The 13,878-nt window shown below is 71.0% G+C and carries 14 protein-coding genes; 4 read left to right on the forward strand and 10 right to left on the reverse strand.

Annotated features, from left to right (window positions below; genetic code table 11):
* Positions 1-337: 337 nt before the first annotated feature.
* The gene (locus tag AB0N16_RS39390; protein ID WP_365805485.1) at positions 338-1,375 is read left to right on the forward strand and encodes a phosphatidylinositol-specific phospholipase C domain-containing protein; all 1,038 of its coding nucleotides are present in this window, start codon (positions 338-340) and stop codon (positions 1,373-1,375) included.
* A gap of 118 nt (positions 1,376-1,493) precedes the next feature.
* Positions 1,494-2,054 (forward strand): glycoside hydrolase family 25 protein, encoded by a 561-nt coding sequence (locus AB0N16_RS39395; protein WP_365805487.1) that lies wholly within the window; start codon positions 1,494-1,496, stop codon positions 2,052-2,054.
* A 127-nt stretch (positions 2,055-2,181) separates the two neighbouring features.
* On the opposite strand, the gene AB0N16_RS39400 is transcribed toward AB0N16_RS39395, so the two are convergent.
* Positions 2,182-2,880, reverse strand: a complete 699-nt coding sequence (locus AB0N16_RS39400; RefSeq protein WP_365805489.1) for an NAD(P)-binding domain-containing protein — start codon at positions 2,878-2,880, stop codon at positions 2,182-2,184.
* A gap of 81 nt (positions 2,881-2,961) precedes the next feature.
* Positions 2,962-3,963, reverse strand: coding sequence for a zinc-dependent alcohol dehydrogenase family protein (locus AB0N16_RS39405; RefSeq protein ID WP_365805491.1), 1,002 nt, complete (start codon positions 3,961-3,963; stop codon positions 2,962-2,964).
* Positions 3,964-4,064: 101 nt separating this feature from the next.
* Between AB0N16_RS39405 and AB0N16_RS39410 the strand changes: the two genes are divergently transcribed.
* On the forward strand, positions 4,065-5,033 hold the full coding sequence (locus AB0N16_RS39410) for an AraC family transcriptional regulator (RefSeq protein WP_365805493.1): 969 nt from the start codon (positions 4,065-4,067) through the stop codon (positions 5,031-5,033).
* A gap of 153 nt (positions 5,034-5,186) precedes the next feature.
* Here the strand turns inward: AB0N16_RS39410 and AB0N16_RS39415 are convergent, their stop codons facing one another.
* Both AB0N16_RS39415 and AB0N16_RS39420 read right to left on the reverse strand, forming a co-directional pair.
* Positions 5,187-5,399: an EF-hand domain-containing protein gene (locus AB0N16_RS39415; protein WP_365805535.1), complete on the reverse strand. Its 213-nt coding sequence runs from the start codon at positions 5,397-5,399 to the stop codon at positions 5,187-5,189.
* A 59-nt stretch (positions 5,400-5,458) separates the two neighbouring features.
* Positions 5,459-6,388 carry a MerR family transcriptional regulator gene (locus AB0N16_RS39420; RefSeq protein WP_365805495.1) on the reverse strand — a complete coding sequence of 310 codons (930 nt, stop codon included), beginning with the start codon at positions 6,386-6,388 and terminating at the stop codon, positions 5,459-5,461.
* A gap of 53 nt (positions 6,389-6,441) precedes the next feature.
* Between AB0N16_RS39420 and AB0N16_RS39425 the strand changes: the two genes are divergently transcribed.
* Positions 6,442-7,074: a GNAT family N-acetyltransferase gene (locus tag AB0N16_RS39425; protein ID WP_365805497.1), complete on the forward strand. Its 633-nt coding sequence runs from the start codon at positions 6,442-6,444 to the stop codon at positions 7,072-7,074.
* A gap of 160 nt (positions 7,075-7,234) precedes the next feature.
* On the opposite strand, the gene AB0N16_RS39430 is transcribed toward AB0N16_RS39425, so the two are convergent.
* From AB0N16_RS39430 to AB0N16_RS39455, 6 genes are all read right to left on the reverse strand, one after another.
* Complete coding sequence (locus AB0N16_RS39430) at positions 7,235-8,425, reverse strand: hypothetical protein (protein ID WP_365805499.1); 1,191 nt, start codon at positions 8,423-8,425, stop codon at positions 7,235-7,237.
* A complete protein-coding gene (locus AB0N16_RS39435) occupies positions 8,425-9,216 on the reverse strand; it encodes a polysaccharide deacetylase family protein (protein ID WP_365805501.1) in 792 nt (263 codons plus the stop codon). The genes AB0N16_RS39430 and AB0N16_RS39435 overlap by 1 nt, the downstream gene beginning before the upstream one ends.
* A 63-nt stretch (positions 9,217-9,279) precedes the next feature.
* Positions 9,280-9,783: an ATP-binding protein gene (locus AB0N16_RS39440; RefSeq protein ID WP_365805503.1), complete on the reverse strand. Its 504-nt coding sequence runs from the start codon at positions 9,781-9,783 to the stop codon at positions 9,280-9,282.
* Positions 9,784-10,073: 290 nt separating this feature from the next.
* Positions 10,074-10,841, reverse strand: coding sequence for an enoyl-CoA hydratase-related protein (locus tag AB0N16_RS39445; RefSeq protein WP_360484459.1), 768 nt, complete (start codon positions 10,839-10,841; stop codon positions 10,074-10,076).
* Positions 10,842-10,954: 113 nt separating this feature from the next.
* Positions 10,955-12,106 carry an Ig-like domain-containing protein gene (locus AB0N16_RS39450; RefSeq protein ID WP_365805506.1) on the reverse strand — a complete coding sequence of 384 codons (1,152 nt, stop codon included), beginning with the start codon at positions 12,104-12,106 and terminating at the stop codon, positions 10,955-10,957.
* 255 nt (positions 12,107-12,361) lie between these two features.
* Complete coding sequence (locus AB0N16_RS39455; protein WP_365805508.1) at positions 12,362-13,597, reverse strand: Ig-like domain-containing protein; 1,236 nt, start codon at positions 13,595-13,597, stop codon at positions 12,362-12,364.
* Positions 13,598-13,878: the final 281 nt, after the last annotated feature.

The following is a 13,878-nucleotide window of genomic DNA, read 5'->3' on the forward strand; positions in this document are numbered from 1 at the left end:
CGTGTCCCGTCGGGCTCCCGCCACGACCTCCCTCGGTCATGAAGCCTCTCGGCCGTGCAGCCCTTCCGGCACCAAGGAGGCGGCACCGCCCCATCTGTTCCCACGCCGCCCGGTGGTCGGCCGGCAGCGTCTCGGCGTGGGCTTCGAACGCCTTCCCTTCCCTGGTGAGGTCACTGCCGGTGGCGGTCTCCCATAAGTTCATCGCCCGCCGTCCCCGAACTCGGCGAGCAGTACGCAAGGGGCATCGGCCCACCCGCGTTCCCCCTGGGACTACCGCGCAGTAACCCCCTGCTTCTACGCTTCCGCCAACTCACCATCAAACCGAGGGAGTTGGGTCATGCGGGTTCTCAGACGGCTGGGGGCGGTCGTCGCCGCCGGGGCGATGTTCCTGGTGGTGCCCGGCACCGCGCACGCGGACACGGGTGCGACGAAGTTCTCCGGAACCACCACCATCGGTACGCACAACGCGTACGAGAAGGACAAGTACACCTACTGGGCGCAGGCCTTGGACTCCGGGGCCTCCCTGCTGGAGCTGGACGTGTACGCGGACAGCCTCACCAAGCGGTGGCGGGTCAGCCACAGCAACCCGCTCGGCAACGACAACAACTGCGAACACGCCGACAAACCCAGCGAGTTGTACAGCCAGAACCGGAACCAGGATCTGGGCAGCTGCCTCGACAACATGGCCGCCTGGGAACAGCTGCACCCGGACCACGCGCCCGTCGTCGTCAAGGTCGAGCTGAAGGTCGGGTTCAACAACAACGTGGGCCTCGGTCCCGACGAATTCGACACGCTCGTCTCGCAGAAGCTGGGCAGCAGCGTGTACAAGCCCGCCGACCTGCTCGGCTCCTCCTACTCCACGCTCGACGCGGCCGCGAAGGCGAACGCCTGGCCCACCCGGGACGCGCTCAAGGGCAAGTTCATCTTCGAGCTGATCCCGGGCACGGTGGAGCAGGCCAACCCGTTCGACCACTACTGGACCGACGAGGAGTACGGCGACCATCTCCGGGACCTGTACGCCGCCGGGCAGATCTCCGCGGCCCAGGCCTTCCCGGCCGTGCTGGGCGCCGAGAACGGGGACCCGCGCACCAGCCGGTACGACGCCGGCATCCGGCCCTGGTTCGTGTTCTTCGACGGCGACGCCGCGACCTACGTCAACAACGGCTACGACACGTCGTTCTACTCCACGAACCACTACATCCTGATCATGACGGACGCCTCCAGCGTCTCACCGGCGATCTCCTCGACCAGCCCGACGGACGCCGAGGTCGCGGCACGGCTCGCGCTGCTCGCGGCCGACCACGCCAGCATCATCACCTCGGACTGGTCGACCAAGTCGGCGTCCGTGCTCGGCGAGGTGGCCGCCCGGAGCTGACAAATCACGCGCCCGCGCGGATCGCCGGTGCCGATCCGGGGAATACGGAATGCACACTTGCAATTCCCGCCCCCCCACTCCGGTCTCCCCCCCACCGGCACCCAGGGAGTTCCCCCACATGCTGCACGGAATCGACGTGAGCGCGTACCAGTCCACCGCCTACGACACGGACGGCCTCTCCTTCGTCTTCATCAAGGCGACGGAGGGGCGTTCGTACGTCAATCCCAAGCTCGCCGCCCAGACCAAGACCGGCCGCGACGCCGGACTGGTCGTCGGCTACTACCACTTCCTCTGGCCCGGCAACCTCACCGCCCAGGCCGAGTACTTCGTCAAGCACGCCCCCGAGAAGGCGGGCGAGATCCTCGCCGTCGACTGGGAGACCACCGGTGACGGCACCCATGCGAGCAACGCCGAGAAGGATCGTTTCATCCGATCAGTGCAGGAACTGCGGCCCAGTCACCGGGTCGTGCTGTACACGAACCGCAACTTCTGGCTGAACGTCGACAGCACCTCGTTCGCCGGCGACGGCCTCTGGATCGCCGACTACGTCAGCGCCGGGCACCCTCGCATCAAGGCGAAGTGGCGTTTCCACCAGTACACCAGCGACCCGCACGACAAGAACGTGGCGGACTTCGCCAGCAAGGCGGCCCTCACCTCCTGGGCGAAGAAGGGGGGTTGAGCGCGGCCGGGGGACGGGAGTCGGGCTGGCACCGTACCGGGGCCGGTACGGTGACCGGCCCCGGGACGGTGTGCCGTGTTCTGGATAGAACCTCTATCCCCCGGAACCCCTCCGCCGTCCCGTCGCTCTATCCCCGGAAACCCTCCGGCCGTTCCGGAGACGCCTCCGCCAGGGCCTTCCGTACGCCCTCGGCGCCGGCCCGCAGGCCGTACACCGGGGTGCCCGGCTGCTGGCGCCAGGAGTCGTCGATGCCGCCGTTGTCGACCGTGTCGAAGCCGAGTTCGTCGATCAGGGCGCGGACGACCCGCTTGGCCGCCTCGTCGTCGCCGGAGACCGGGACGGCCTGCCGGCCGGGGTCGCCGGCGGGGCGGTGCCGGTCCAGGATGTCCTGGGCGTAGGTGCCGTTGAAGGCCTTGATCACGGGGTGCCCGATCTGCCGCTCGGTCCAGCGGCTCTCCGTGATGCCCCCGTCCTCGATCTCGTCGATACGGCCGTCCCGCTCCCGCGGGTAGTAGTTGCCGGTGTCGATCACGGCGACGTTCGCCGCCGCGCCGTCCAGCAGGCCCGCCGGCAGGTTCGGGACCGCCTTCACCGGGACCGTGACGACCACGACCTCGGCGCCGCGCGCGGCCTCCTCGGCCGGTACGGCCGTCGCTCCCGTCTCCTCGGCCAGTTCGCGGAGCGTCTCGGGGCCACGCGAGTTCGCCACGGACACGTCGTGACCGAGGGCGGTGAGCCGTCGGGTGAGGTTGCCGCCGATGTTGCCCGCGCCGATGATGCCGATCTTCATGACACGCCTTTCGAGAGTCGATGCACCTGCGTACACACACTGCTGCGGGACATCAACCGCGGACGTGCCTGACCTGTTCCGACGCTGCGCCGACCGGGTGAGCGCCGGCTCCGGCCCTCAGAGCCGTACGACGATCTTGCCCAGGTGGGCGTTGGACTCCATCAGGCGGTGCGCGTCCCGGATGCGGTCCAGGCCGTCCAGCACCTCACCGACGACCGGGCGGAAGCCGCCGTCGGCCAGGCCCGCGTTGAGGAAGGCGGTGGAGCGGCGACGGCCCTCCGGGGTGGAGGTGAGGGTCTGGTTGGCGTACGTGTGGATGGTGAAGGGCCAGTTCCAGGGGATCTCGGCGGGCCGCCGGTCCAGCCAGCCGTAGACCACCATGGAGCCGCCCGGCGCCAGTCCCTCCGCCAGCGGACGGAAGCCGGGCCCGCCGATCGCGTCGAACATCACCTCCGCTCCCCTGCCGCCGGTGAGCCGCCTGACCTCCTCGGCAACGGCCTCCGGCGTCGACTCCGCCGTGACGATCACCTCGGCCGCGCCCAGTTCCAGCAGCCGCTTCCGCTTGGCCTCGGTGCGGGTGGTGGCGATCGGAGTCGCGCCGATGCGGCGGGCGACCTGGATCGCGGCGGTGCCGACCCCGCTGGACGCCCCGGTGATCAGTACGTGGTCGCCGGGCCGCAGCCCCCCGGTCTCCAGCAGTCCGCCGTACGCCGTCGTGTACGTCAGCCAGGCCGCGGCGCCGGTCACCGCGTCCACGGTGGCGGGGCGCGGTACGACCGAGGCCGCGGGCAGCACCACCCGTTCCGCGTAGACGCCCTGCGCGCTCATCTCGATGCCGGGACCGGTCGTCACCGGGTCGCCGACGGCGAGTTCGGTGACGCCCTCGCCGACCGCTTCGACGACCCCGGAGGCCTCGTAACCGAGCCGGGAGGCGGGCAGGGACGGCTGGTAGTAGTAAGCCCCCGCCCGGAACAGGGCCTCCGCGCGGTTGAGGCCCAACGCCTCAACGCGTACGGCGACCTGACCGGGGCCGGGGTCCGGGACGGGTACGTCCTCGACGGTCAGGACGTCGGGTCCGCCGAGTTCGTGGAAGAGCACGGTACGTGCGGTGTCTGTCATGTGATCGACGCTAGGCGGCACCCACGAGACGAGCCATGTCCTGCCGACTCGCTTTCCTGTCCGTCCGTCTCGTCCGGCGTCACTACGGCTACCGTTCGGGCATGGACGTACTGAGCGACGCGGTCGCCGCGATGCGCACCGGACGGCCGCACTCCTCCCGCCGGGACAAGCACGCGCCCTGGGGGATGCGGTTCGCGGCCTCGGAGGGCGCCGGTTTCCATGTGGTGCTGCGCGGGTCGGCCTGGCTCCTCCCGGCGACGGGCCGGCCGGTGGCGGTGGGACCGGGGGACGTGGTGTTCCTGGCCCACGGCCACGGGCACGCGCTGGCCAGCGGGCCGGACGCCCCGCTGGAGGACGTGCGGCCCGGCCCGGACGGCCGCTGGCCCGAACCACCGCGCCCGGCCCGGGAGTCGGAACCGGACACGGTCCTGCTCTGCGGTGCCTACCGGCTGGACCGCTCCCGCTCCCACCGGCTGCTGTCAGAACTGCCGGAGGTGGTCCACCTGCCCGCCCAGGTGGGCACCCACCGCTCGCTGCGGGCCGCGGTGGAACTGCTCGGTATGGAACTGGAGGACCCGCAGCCGGGCGCGGACGCGATCGTCACCTCACTGCTCGACACCCTGCTGCTCTACATCCTGCGGGCCTGGTGGCAGCGGGAGCGAGGCGCCGGCCAGAACCGGGGCTGGTCCGCCGCGCTGGCCGACCCCGCGGTCTCGGCGGCGCTGCGCGCCATCCACGGCGAGCCGGCGCGCCCCTGGACGGTCGCGGAGCTGGGCGCACGGGGCGGCCTCTCCCGCGCGGCCTTCGCACGCCGCTTCACCGCTCTGGTGGGTGAACCGCCGTCGGCCTATCTGACCTGGTGGCGGATGACCACGGCGGGCCGCCTGTTGCGCGAGGACACTCTCCCGCTCCGGCAGGTGGCCGAACGCACCGGCTACACCTCGGAGTTCGCCTTCGCCAAGGCCTTCAAGCGGGAGTACGGCGTAGCGCCGGGCCGGTACCGCAGGTCCGCCGGCCGACCCGCGAACGGATCCACCGCATCCGCCGACTCCACCCGGCCCACCGCCTAGCCCGCGAACGGGATCCGTCCGTCCCGACCGCGGCGTCAGGGCCCGGCGGCCGCCGGACCGTCCGCGTCGAGTCCCGAGGCGCGCGGACCGGCTCCCGGGCATGAGAAAAGGGGGCCCGGGTTCCGGGCCCCCCGCGCTCTTCGCGCCTGGCGCCTACTTGCTCAGGTGGGCCCAGAACTCGTCGAACGACAGGACCTTGTCGCCGTTCAGGTCGCGGCTGTTGATGATCGCCTGGGCGACCGTCTCGGTGACGTTCCAGTCGCCGCCCTGTGCGAGGGCGGACTTGAACTCGGCGGCGGTGATGAAACCGTCCCCGTCCGCATCGATCCGCTGGAAGTGAGTGCGCGCTTCTTCGATGTCCGCCACCGATCCGCCCCTTTTGTTCGTCATACCTGTGCCGTGTCGGCGTACTGTCGCAGGTCAGATTAACGGTCCACGCGAGCCCGCAGCGCCGCGGCCGTCCACGCGAACTCCTCCGCGTAGACGGTGAGGGGCTGTCCCTTCAGCACGCAGAGCAGTTCGCGGTAGCGGGCGAGCCGGTCGTCGAAGGCGGTCTCCAGCCGTTTCAGCACGGCGGCCGGGTCGGCGTCGCCCAGCAGCCCGCGCAGCACCTCGTCGGCCTCCGGCGCCTCGGGCGCGATGCCCCGCCGACGCGCCTCGCCCACCCGGTCGATGAGCCGTTTCATGAACCACAGGGAGGCCCCGGCGGGCACATCGGGCCCCCGGTCGGCCGCGTTGAACTCGGTCGCCCTGCGCATCTGGGCCCGGAAGTCCGGGTCCTGGACCATCTCGGCCAGCTCCACCCACGCGTCGACCTGCTCGGGCGTCGGGTCCTCCGGCAGCTCCGCCACCGTGGCGAGCATCCGCTTGCGGATCTCCGGATCGACGGTGTCGAGCCCGTGCAGCGTCTCCTCGACGAACTCCTCCAGGATCCGCCGCCGCTCGGCCGCCGACAGCCGGGCCAGTTTGTTCATCAGGGTCGTCTCCTCCGCAGTCGAACCGCGTCGCGCCACCGTCGACAGCACCGCCCGGGTCACCTTCAGCTGGGGGTCCCCCCTCTGGGGGAGGATCTGCGCGTCCAGCGCCGCCACGTGCGCCGCCGCGACCTCCGCCACGGTCTGCTCGCCGGAGAGCACCGCACGCACATGGGCCAGGCCGAGGCCCAGTTCGCGCAGGGTGCGGATCAGCTCCAGCCGGGCGAAGGACTCGGCGTCGTACAGCCGGTAGCCGCCCGCCGAGCGGCCTACCGGCGTGAGCACGCCCTCGTCGGACCAGTAGCGGATGGTGCGCACGGTCAGCCCGGTGGCGCGCGCCAGCTCGCCGATGGTGAGAAGTCCTGTGCTGTTGTCGATCACGTCTGCGAGTGTGGGCCTTCCAGTGGGTGGAGACTCAAGGAGCGGGCGCGGCCATGGAGACCTTGCGGGACATTCTCGACGCGGCGGCCCGCGGTGTCTTCCCGCCCCCCGACGGCCGTACGACCGTCGTCCCGCAGCCGTCCGCCCGGGACGCGGGGGTGCTCTCCTTCACCGCGCACTCGGTCGTCTTCACCGACGAGGACCCGCAGTGGGTGTACGACACCCTGCGCGCGACCCCCTGCGATCCGCTGTGCGCGACCATGAACGCGCGTTTCCTGGTCTCCCTGATGGACCGCACGGGCCGCGAGCAGGAGACCATCGACACGCTGCTGGTCGCCGACCCGCTGCCGGGCCGTCCGGACCTCCCGCTGACCGAACTCACCGGTCCCGACCACTCCCGGGTCACCTACGCCCGCTCCCGCCGTGACGAGGTGCGCGCCTGGGCGGCGGAGGGCGCGGTGGTCGTCCTGGGCCGGGGGGTGGCGGGCCGCCTCGAGGTCTCGGTGGAGGTGGACGAGGGGGTACGGCGGCGGGGGCTGGGCCGAGCCCTGGTGACCGCCGCCCGGCAGCTGGCCGAGGAGCCCCTCTGGGCACAGGTCGCCCCCGGGAACGCCCGCAGCGTACGGGCGTTCCTGGCGGCCGGCTACCTACCGGTCGGCGCCGAGGCACTCCTCCTCAGGACGTGAGCCCCACCGGCCCCTGCCGGCCGGCCGACAGCCGTCGACGGTCAGCCGTCAGCGCTCAGCCGTCAGCGCTCAGCCGTCGACGGTCGGCCGTCGGCCGTCAGCCGTCAGCCGTCAGCCGTCAGCCGTCAGCCGTCAGCCGTCAGCCGTCAGCCGTCAGCCGTCAGCGGAAGATGCCGGTGTGGCCGAGGGAGTAGCGGCCCGGCTGGGGATAGACGGCGAGGCCGTGCGGGCCGCTGCCGACGTGGATGCGGGCCAGTTCGGTGCCGGTGCGGGTGTCGATGGCGTACACCTCGGAGTTGTACCGGCCGGACAGCCACAGGACCTTGCCGTCCGCCGACACCCCGCCCATGTCCGGGCTGCCGCCGCCCGGCAGCCGCCACTTCTTCGTCAGCCGGTTCTGGGCGAAGTCGAAGACGGAGATGGTGCCCTCGCCCCGGTTGGAGACGTACATCTCGCGGGAGTCACGGCTGACGTACAGCCCGTGGGCGCCCTTTCCGGTGGCCAGGAAGGCGGGCTTGGTGAAGTGGTCGCCGTCCAGGATCCACAGCCCGTCGGCCATCATGTCGGCGATGTAGAACAGCTTGCCGTCGGGCGAGACCTTGACGTCCTGCGGCATGGCGCCGTGGAACGGCAGTTTCTCCTGCCGGAGCACCTCCATCCGCTCGGTGTCCACCTTGAGCACCTCCCCGCTGAACTCGCAGGAGACGATGAAGTACCGGCCGTCCAGGGAGAAGTCGGCGTGGTTGACGCCGTAGCAGCTGACCGGGACGGTCTTGACGGTCTTCATGGTGTGCGCGTCCCGGAACACCAGCTGCCGGTCCGCGGAGGCCATCACGATCGCGTACCTGCCGTTGGGCGTGAAGTACAGGTTGTACGGGTCGTGCACGGCGACCGGCCGGCCGGCCCGGCCGGTCCGCGGGTCGATGGGGGTGAGGCTGTTGCCCAGGTCGTTGTTGACCCACAGGGTCTTCAGGTCCCAGGACGGCACGACATGCTGGGGCTGCCGGCCGACCCGGATGGTCTCGGTCACCGTGTAGGTCTTCGGGTCGATGACGGTGACGGTGTCGGAGTTGGTGTTGGGGACGTAGATCCGGGACGGGTAGTCCTTGACGACGGGCGAGAGGTGGCCGGGGCGGTCGGCGGCGTACACGTCGGTCGGGTCGAGGACCGGGGGCATGCCCGGCAGCACGTCGACGACCGGCTCCGCCTTCTTCGCCTGCGGCTGCGCGGGAGCCGTGCTGTGGGCGGCCGGGGTCCCGGGGTCGGATCCGCCGCCGCACGCGGACAGCAGCGCCAGGGCGGCGAGGGCAGCGAGGACGGCGGGCAGCCGGGCGGCTTTCGTGGTTCGCATCAGCTCAGCAGCTCCGTGGTGGTGACCGCGCGCAGTCCGCGGCGGTCGAGTTCTTGGAGTACGGCGGGGAGGGCGGCGGCGGTGTCCGGATACCCGAAGTGCATGCTCACCACCGAGCCGGCCGTGACCTCCGCGAGCACCTTGCGGGTGATGGCGGCCGCGCCGGGCCGGGTGTAGTCGAGCGAATCGACGTCGTAGGACAGCACGTGCGGGTAGCCGGCCTCGGTGGCGAGCCGGGCGACGAGCGGTACGGCGGTGGGCGCCCTGGAGGGGCGGAACCAGCTGCCGATCGACCCGGTGAGCCGTCTGAGGCGGTCCGCGCAGTCGGTGATCTCCGCGCGGGCGCCGGCCTCGGCCATGGCGTTGACGGAGATGTGCCGCTGGGTGTGGTTGCCGAGGTCGTGGCCGCCGTCGAGGATGCGGCGGGCCATGGCGGGATACGCGTCGAGCCAGCTGCCCACGGCGAGGACCGTGAGGCGGGCGCCGTGTTTCTCGGCGGTGGTGAGGAGCCGGGTGGCGAGGGCGGGGTCGCCCTGGCCGTGGAAGGTGAGCGCGACGGAGGCGCTCGTGCGGGGGCCGTGCGTGATCTGGAGCGGCTGTCCGGGGAAGGCGCGGGGCGCGGCGGCGGGCGCGGCCGAGGCGGGGGTGATCGAGGCGAGGTGGGCGGCAGGGTGCGGGGGCGGTGCGTCGGTACCGGTGGTGCCGCAACCGGTGGCGAGTGTGCCTCCGGCGATGAGGCCGGCGCCCGCGCGGAGGACGTCGCGTCGGTTGGAGGTGGTCACCCGTCCCATTTAAGGGGGGTTGGACAGAAAAATTGGTGATTGACCTGATAGGGGACTAGTCAGGCGAGCCCCTCAGCGATCGGCCACCCGCATCTCGAACCATGTCGTCTTCCCTCGCGGCAGCAAATCGACGCCCCACCGGTCCGACAGCTTGTCCACCAGGAACAGGCCCCGCCCGCTGATGTCCAGCTCCTGAACCGGCATCAGACACGGCAGCCCCCGCGAGGGGTCCCGTACCTCCACCCGGATCCATCCCGGGCGGCGGCGCATCCGCAGCCCGAACACGCGGGCGCCGGTGTGTCGTACGGCGTTGCCCACGAGTTCGGAGACGAGTAAGACCGCGTCCTCCGTCATCTTGGGGCTGAGCCGCCACTGACGCAGGACGACGACCTGGGCGAGGCGGCGGGCGGTCGCCGCGGACTCGGGGCGGGACGGCAGCGGAACCTCGGCTTCCGTCGGGTTGCCGAAGAGCTCGATCGCCTTGAGCGCCCGCTCGTCCTCGACCGCAGGCGACCACCGCGCCGCGGTCGCACGGCTGTGTCCCCGCGGCTGTTCGATGCCCTCCAGCCCCGCCATGCCCCCATCATGGCCGCCCGGCGCGCCCTCCGGGGCCGTTCCGGAGGAATACGCCCCCGCGAAGCTCCCGCCCGGCACCGGCCGAACGGCATATGCCGGCGGCATTCCGGAAGCCTCGACGGCCTGCCCGACCTGCGGCGACGTCCCATCTCCGGGCAATCGACAGACTCCCCTCGAAAGGCAGACTTAAGGGTGCCTTAAGGCTCCCATAAACCGCCCCATCGAGGGACCCGGGAATCAGACATCACGTCAATTGCAAGTGGTTCGGGGCTTTCACCACCAGGCGAAGATCACAGGAACTTCGCCTTGCCCGGCCCCTCCTCCACGAAGCTCCGCATACCGCGCTCACGGTCCTCGGTCGCGAACAGCCCTGCGAACCAGTTCCGTTCGACGGCGAGCCCCGTCTCCAGGTCGGTCTCGACGCCGGTGTCGATCGCCTCCTTGGCCGCCCGGAGCGCGATCGCGGGCCCCTGGGCGAGCCGGGCCGCCCAGGCGTGCGCCTCGGTGTAGACGTCGGCGGCGGGTACGACCCGGTCGACCAGACCGATGGCGAGGGCTTCGTCCGCCTTGACCATACGGCCCGTGAAGATCAGGTCCTTGGCCTTGGAGGGCCCGACCAGACGGGGCAGCCGCTGCGTACCGCCGGCCCCCGGGATGAGCCCGAGCAGAATCTCCGGCTGACCGAGCTTGGCGTTGTCGGCGGCGATCCGGTAGTCGGCACAGAGAGCGAGCTCGCAACCGCCGCCCAGGGCATACCCGGTGACGGCGGCCACGACCGGCTTGGGAATCCGGGCGACGGCGGTGAAGGAGTCCTGGAGATCCCGGGAGCGCAGAATCATGGCCGCGTGGTCCATGTTCTGCATCTCCTTGATGTCGGCCCCGGCCGCGAAGACCTTCTCGCCGCCGTAGATGACCACGGCGCGAACGTCCTCGCGGCGGGTGGCCTCTTCCGCCAGTTCCTTGAGCCGGTCCTGGGTGGCGACGTCCAGGGCGTTCATCGGGGGCCGGTCCAGACGCAGAGTGCCGACACCTTCGGCGACTTCGAGGGTTACAGTCATGTCCCGCAGGTTAGCGGGCGTTCACTGTCCCTGTTCCAGGGGCGCGGGGCCGGATCGATACGCGGCTCCGCCGCGTGGGCTCGACCAGCCCCCACCGCCCCGCGGCCGACGAACTACGCCGTCCACTGCTTCCAGGACATGTTCCAGCCGTTGAGGCCGTTGTCGGGAGACACGGTCTCGTCGTTCGAGTTCTTGACCGTCACCACATCACCGATGATCGAGTGGTCGAAGAACCAGGCGGCCGGCACCCCCCGGTCACCCCCACCCCGGATGTCGCGCAGTCCCACGCACCCGTGACTGGCGTTGTAGTTGCCGAAGGCGTCCCCACCCCAGTAGTTGCCGTGGATGAACGTGCCGGAGGTGGTCAGCCGCATCGCGTCCGGCACGTCCTTGATGTCGTACTCGCCGCCGTAGCCGACCGTCTCGCCGTTCATCCGGGTCACCCGCAGCTTCTCGCTGATGACCATCTGGCCGTTCCACGTGTCGTAGCCGGGCTTGCCGGTCGTGACGGCGAGGGTCTTCACGACCTTGCCGTCCTGCATGACCTTCATCGTGTGCTTCTTGGCGTCGACGACGGACACCTGGTTGCGGCCGATCGTGAACTTCACGGTCTTGGCCTGCTGCCCGTACACCCCGTCGCGGCCCTCGACGCCGTTGAGGTCGAGGGTGACGGAGACCTTCGTGCCGGACTTCCAGTAGTTCTCGGGGCGGAAGTCGAGGCGGTCGTTGCCGAACCAGTGGCCCTGGACGTCGACCGCCGGCTCGGTCTTGACGGTGATCGCCTTCTCCACGGCGGCCGGGTCGGTGATGCCCCGGGTGAAACGTATGGAGAACGGCATCCCGACGCCCACCGTCGAGCCGTCCTCCGGCGTGAAGTAGCCGGTGAACGTGTTCTTCGGGGTGAGCGTGGTGAACGTGGAGTCCTCCGCCGACTCACGCCCCTCGGTGTCCTTCGCGACCGCGTGCACCGTGTACTTCGTGGAGTTGGCGAGGTGGCCGGCCGGCGTCCAGCTGGCGCCGCCCGCCGCGATCGCGCCGTCGACCTTGTTGCCCTTGGAGTCCTTGACCTCCACCTCGGTCAGTTTGCCCTTGGCCGCGCTGACCTTGAGCGCCCCGCTGGTGTCCACGCCGGTCGCCCCGGACTTGGGACTGATGCTGACGGTGGCGACGGACTGCTTGCTCGCCTGCGTCGTGGAGTCCTTCGCCTTGCCGTCCCCGCTCCCCTTGTCGGTGGAGCCGCCGCCCCCGCACGCGGTGACTGCCATGAGCAGAACACCGGCCGCGACGGCCAGACCCTTCCTCCGAGCCTGGACCGCCGCCCCCGATATCGGCCGTACGTTCAAAGTCGTTCTCCCCTCCCAGGGCCTGGTCAGGCCCACCCCAGCGCGTTCCGCCCGCGCATTGGCGCATAGTAACCGGACGGTTTTGAGCTTGGTGTTGGGCGAATGTCACCGTTGCGTCGCAACTTCTGTCGCCTCGCACGGCGGCTTGCGCCCGGCCCCGAACCGTTCCCCTCCCGGTTACTTGACCGCGCCGCCCGCCTTCCACTCCTTCCACCGCATGTTCCACCCTCCGAGGCCATTGTCGGGAGCGACCGTTTTGTCGTTGCTGTGGACGACTTCGACGACGTCCCCGATCAGGGAGCGGTCGTAGAACCAGCCCGCGGGCGTGTCCGAGCTGCCGCCCTTCACATCGCGCAGGCCCACGCAGCCGTGACTGACATTGACGCGTCCGGGGGCGTCCGGCGCCCAGTAGTTGCCGTGCAGGAAGGTGCCGGAGTCGGTGAGTTTGAGGGCATGCGGGACGTCGGGGATGTCGTACTCGCCGCCGAAGCCGACCGTGCGGCTGTTCATGCGGGTCACCTCGTGCATCTCCATCACCACCATCTTCCCGTTGTAGGTGGTGTGGGCCGGCGCGCCCGCGGTGATCGGGACGGTGGCGAGCAGGTCGCCGTCGCGGCGGACCTCCATCGTGTGCTGGGACGCGTCGACGAGGGAGACCTGGCTGCGGCCGACGGTGAAGGTGAACGTCTTGTGCTGGAGGCCGTAGACCCCACGGGCCCCTTCGACGTCACGGAGTTCGAGGCCGACGGTGACGACCGTGCCGGGCTGCCAGTAGTGCTCGGGGCGGAAGTCGAGACGGTTCCTGCCGAACCAGTGCGGACGGATCTCGACCGCGGGCCTGGCGGTGACCTGGACGGCGCGCTCGACGGCGGCCCGGTTCTCGATGTCCCGGCTGAAGGCGAGGGAGACGATCATCCCGGTGCCGACGGTGGCACGGTTCTCGGGGGTGACGTACCCGATGAAGCGTTCGTCGGGGACCAGCGTGGTGAAGGTGGTGTGGCGGGCCGAGCGGCGGCCGCGGCCGTCCAGGGCGACCGCGTCGACCGTGTACTTGGCGGCGAGCGCCAGTTTGGGGTCGTCGGGCCGCCAGGTCGTGCCGTCCGCGGCGATGTGCCCGGGGACCGGGGAGTCCTGGGCGTCCTGGGACTTGACGACGCTGACGGATTCCAGGCGGCCGCTGGGCACCCGCACTGTCAGCCGTTCGGCCGGGCGTACGGCCTTGGTGCCGTCGTCCGGGGTGATGCGGATGACGTCCTCGGGGGCCGGGGGCGCGCCTCCGAGGACGTGGTCGATGCCGAGCCCGCCGGTGTCGTCCGAGGAGCAGCCGGCGGCGCCCGCCAGCAGCGCCGCCCATGTCAGTGCCGCGGCCAACGCGGCCCCCGCGCGCCGTGCGCGCCTCTGTGGATGCCTCACGTGGGACTCAACGACCGGGCCCGCCCCGGGGAAACGTGAGTGCGACGCCGGCACTGGGCAGAACAGAGGGAAGGACGACGAGCTGGGGAGCCGCCGCGCCCGTGCGAGAGCCGTCGCGGGCGTGTCCGTAGCGAGCCGCCGAGCGTGCCCGGGACCGGAAGTCCGGGCACGGTCGGCTGCCCGGACACGGACCGGGTGCGCCCCGGGGGTCGGCGAGCCGCGGGACGACAAAGGGGCCGACAGGTGACGAGCGCAGCCGAGCAGCAGGGGGCACGGGCGCG

The sequence above is a fragment of the Streptomyces sp. NPDC051105 genome, from assembly GCF_040682795.1.
Classification (GTDB): Bacteria; Actinomycetota; Actinomycetes; order Streptomycetales; family Streptomycetaceae; genus Streptomyces.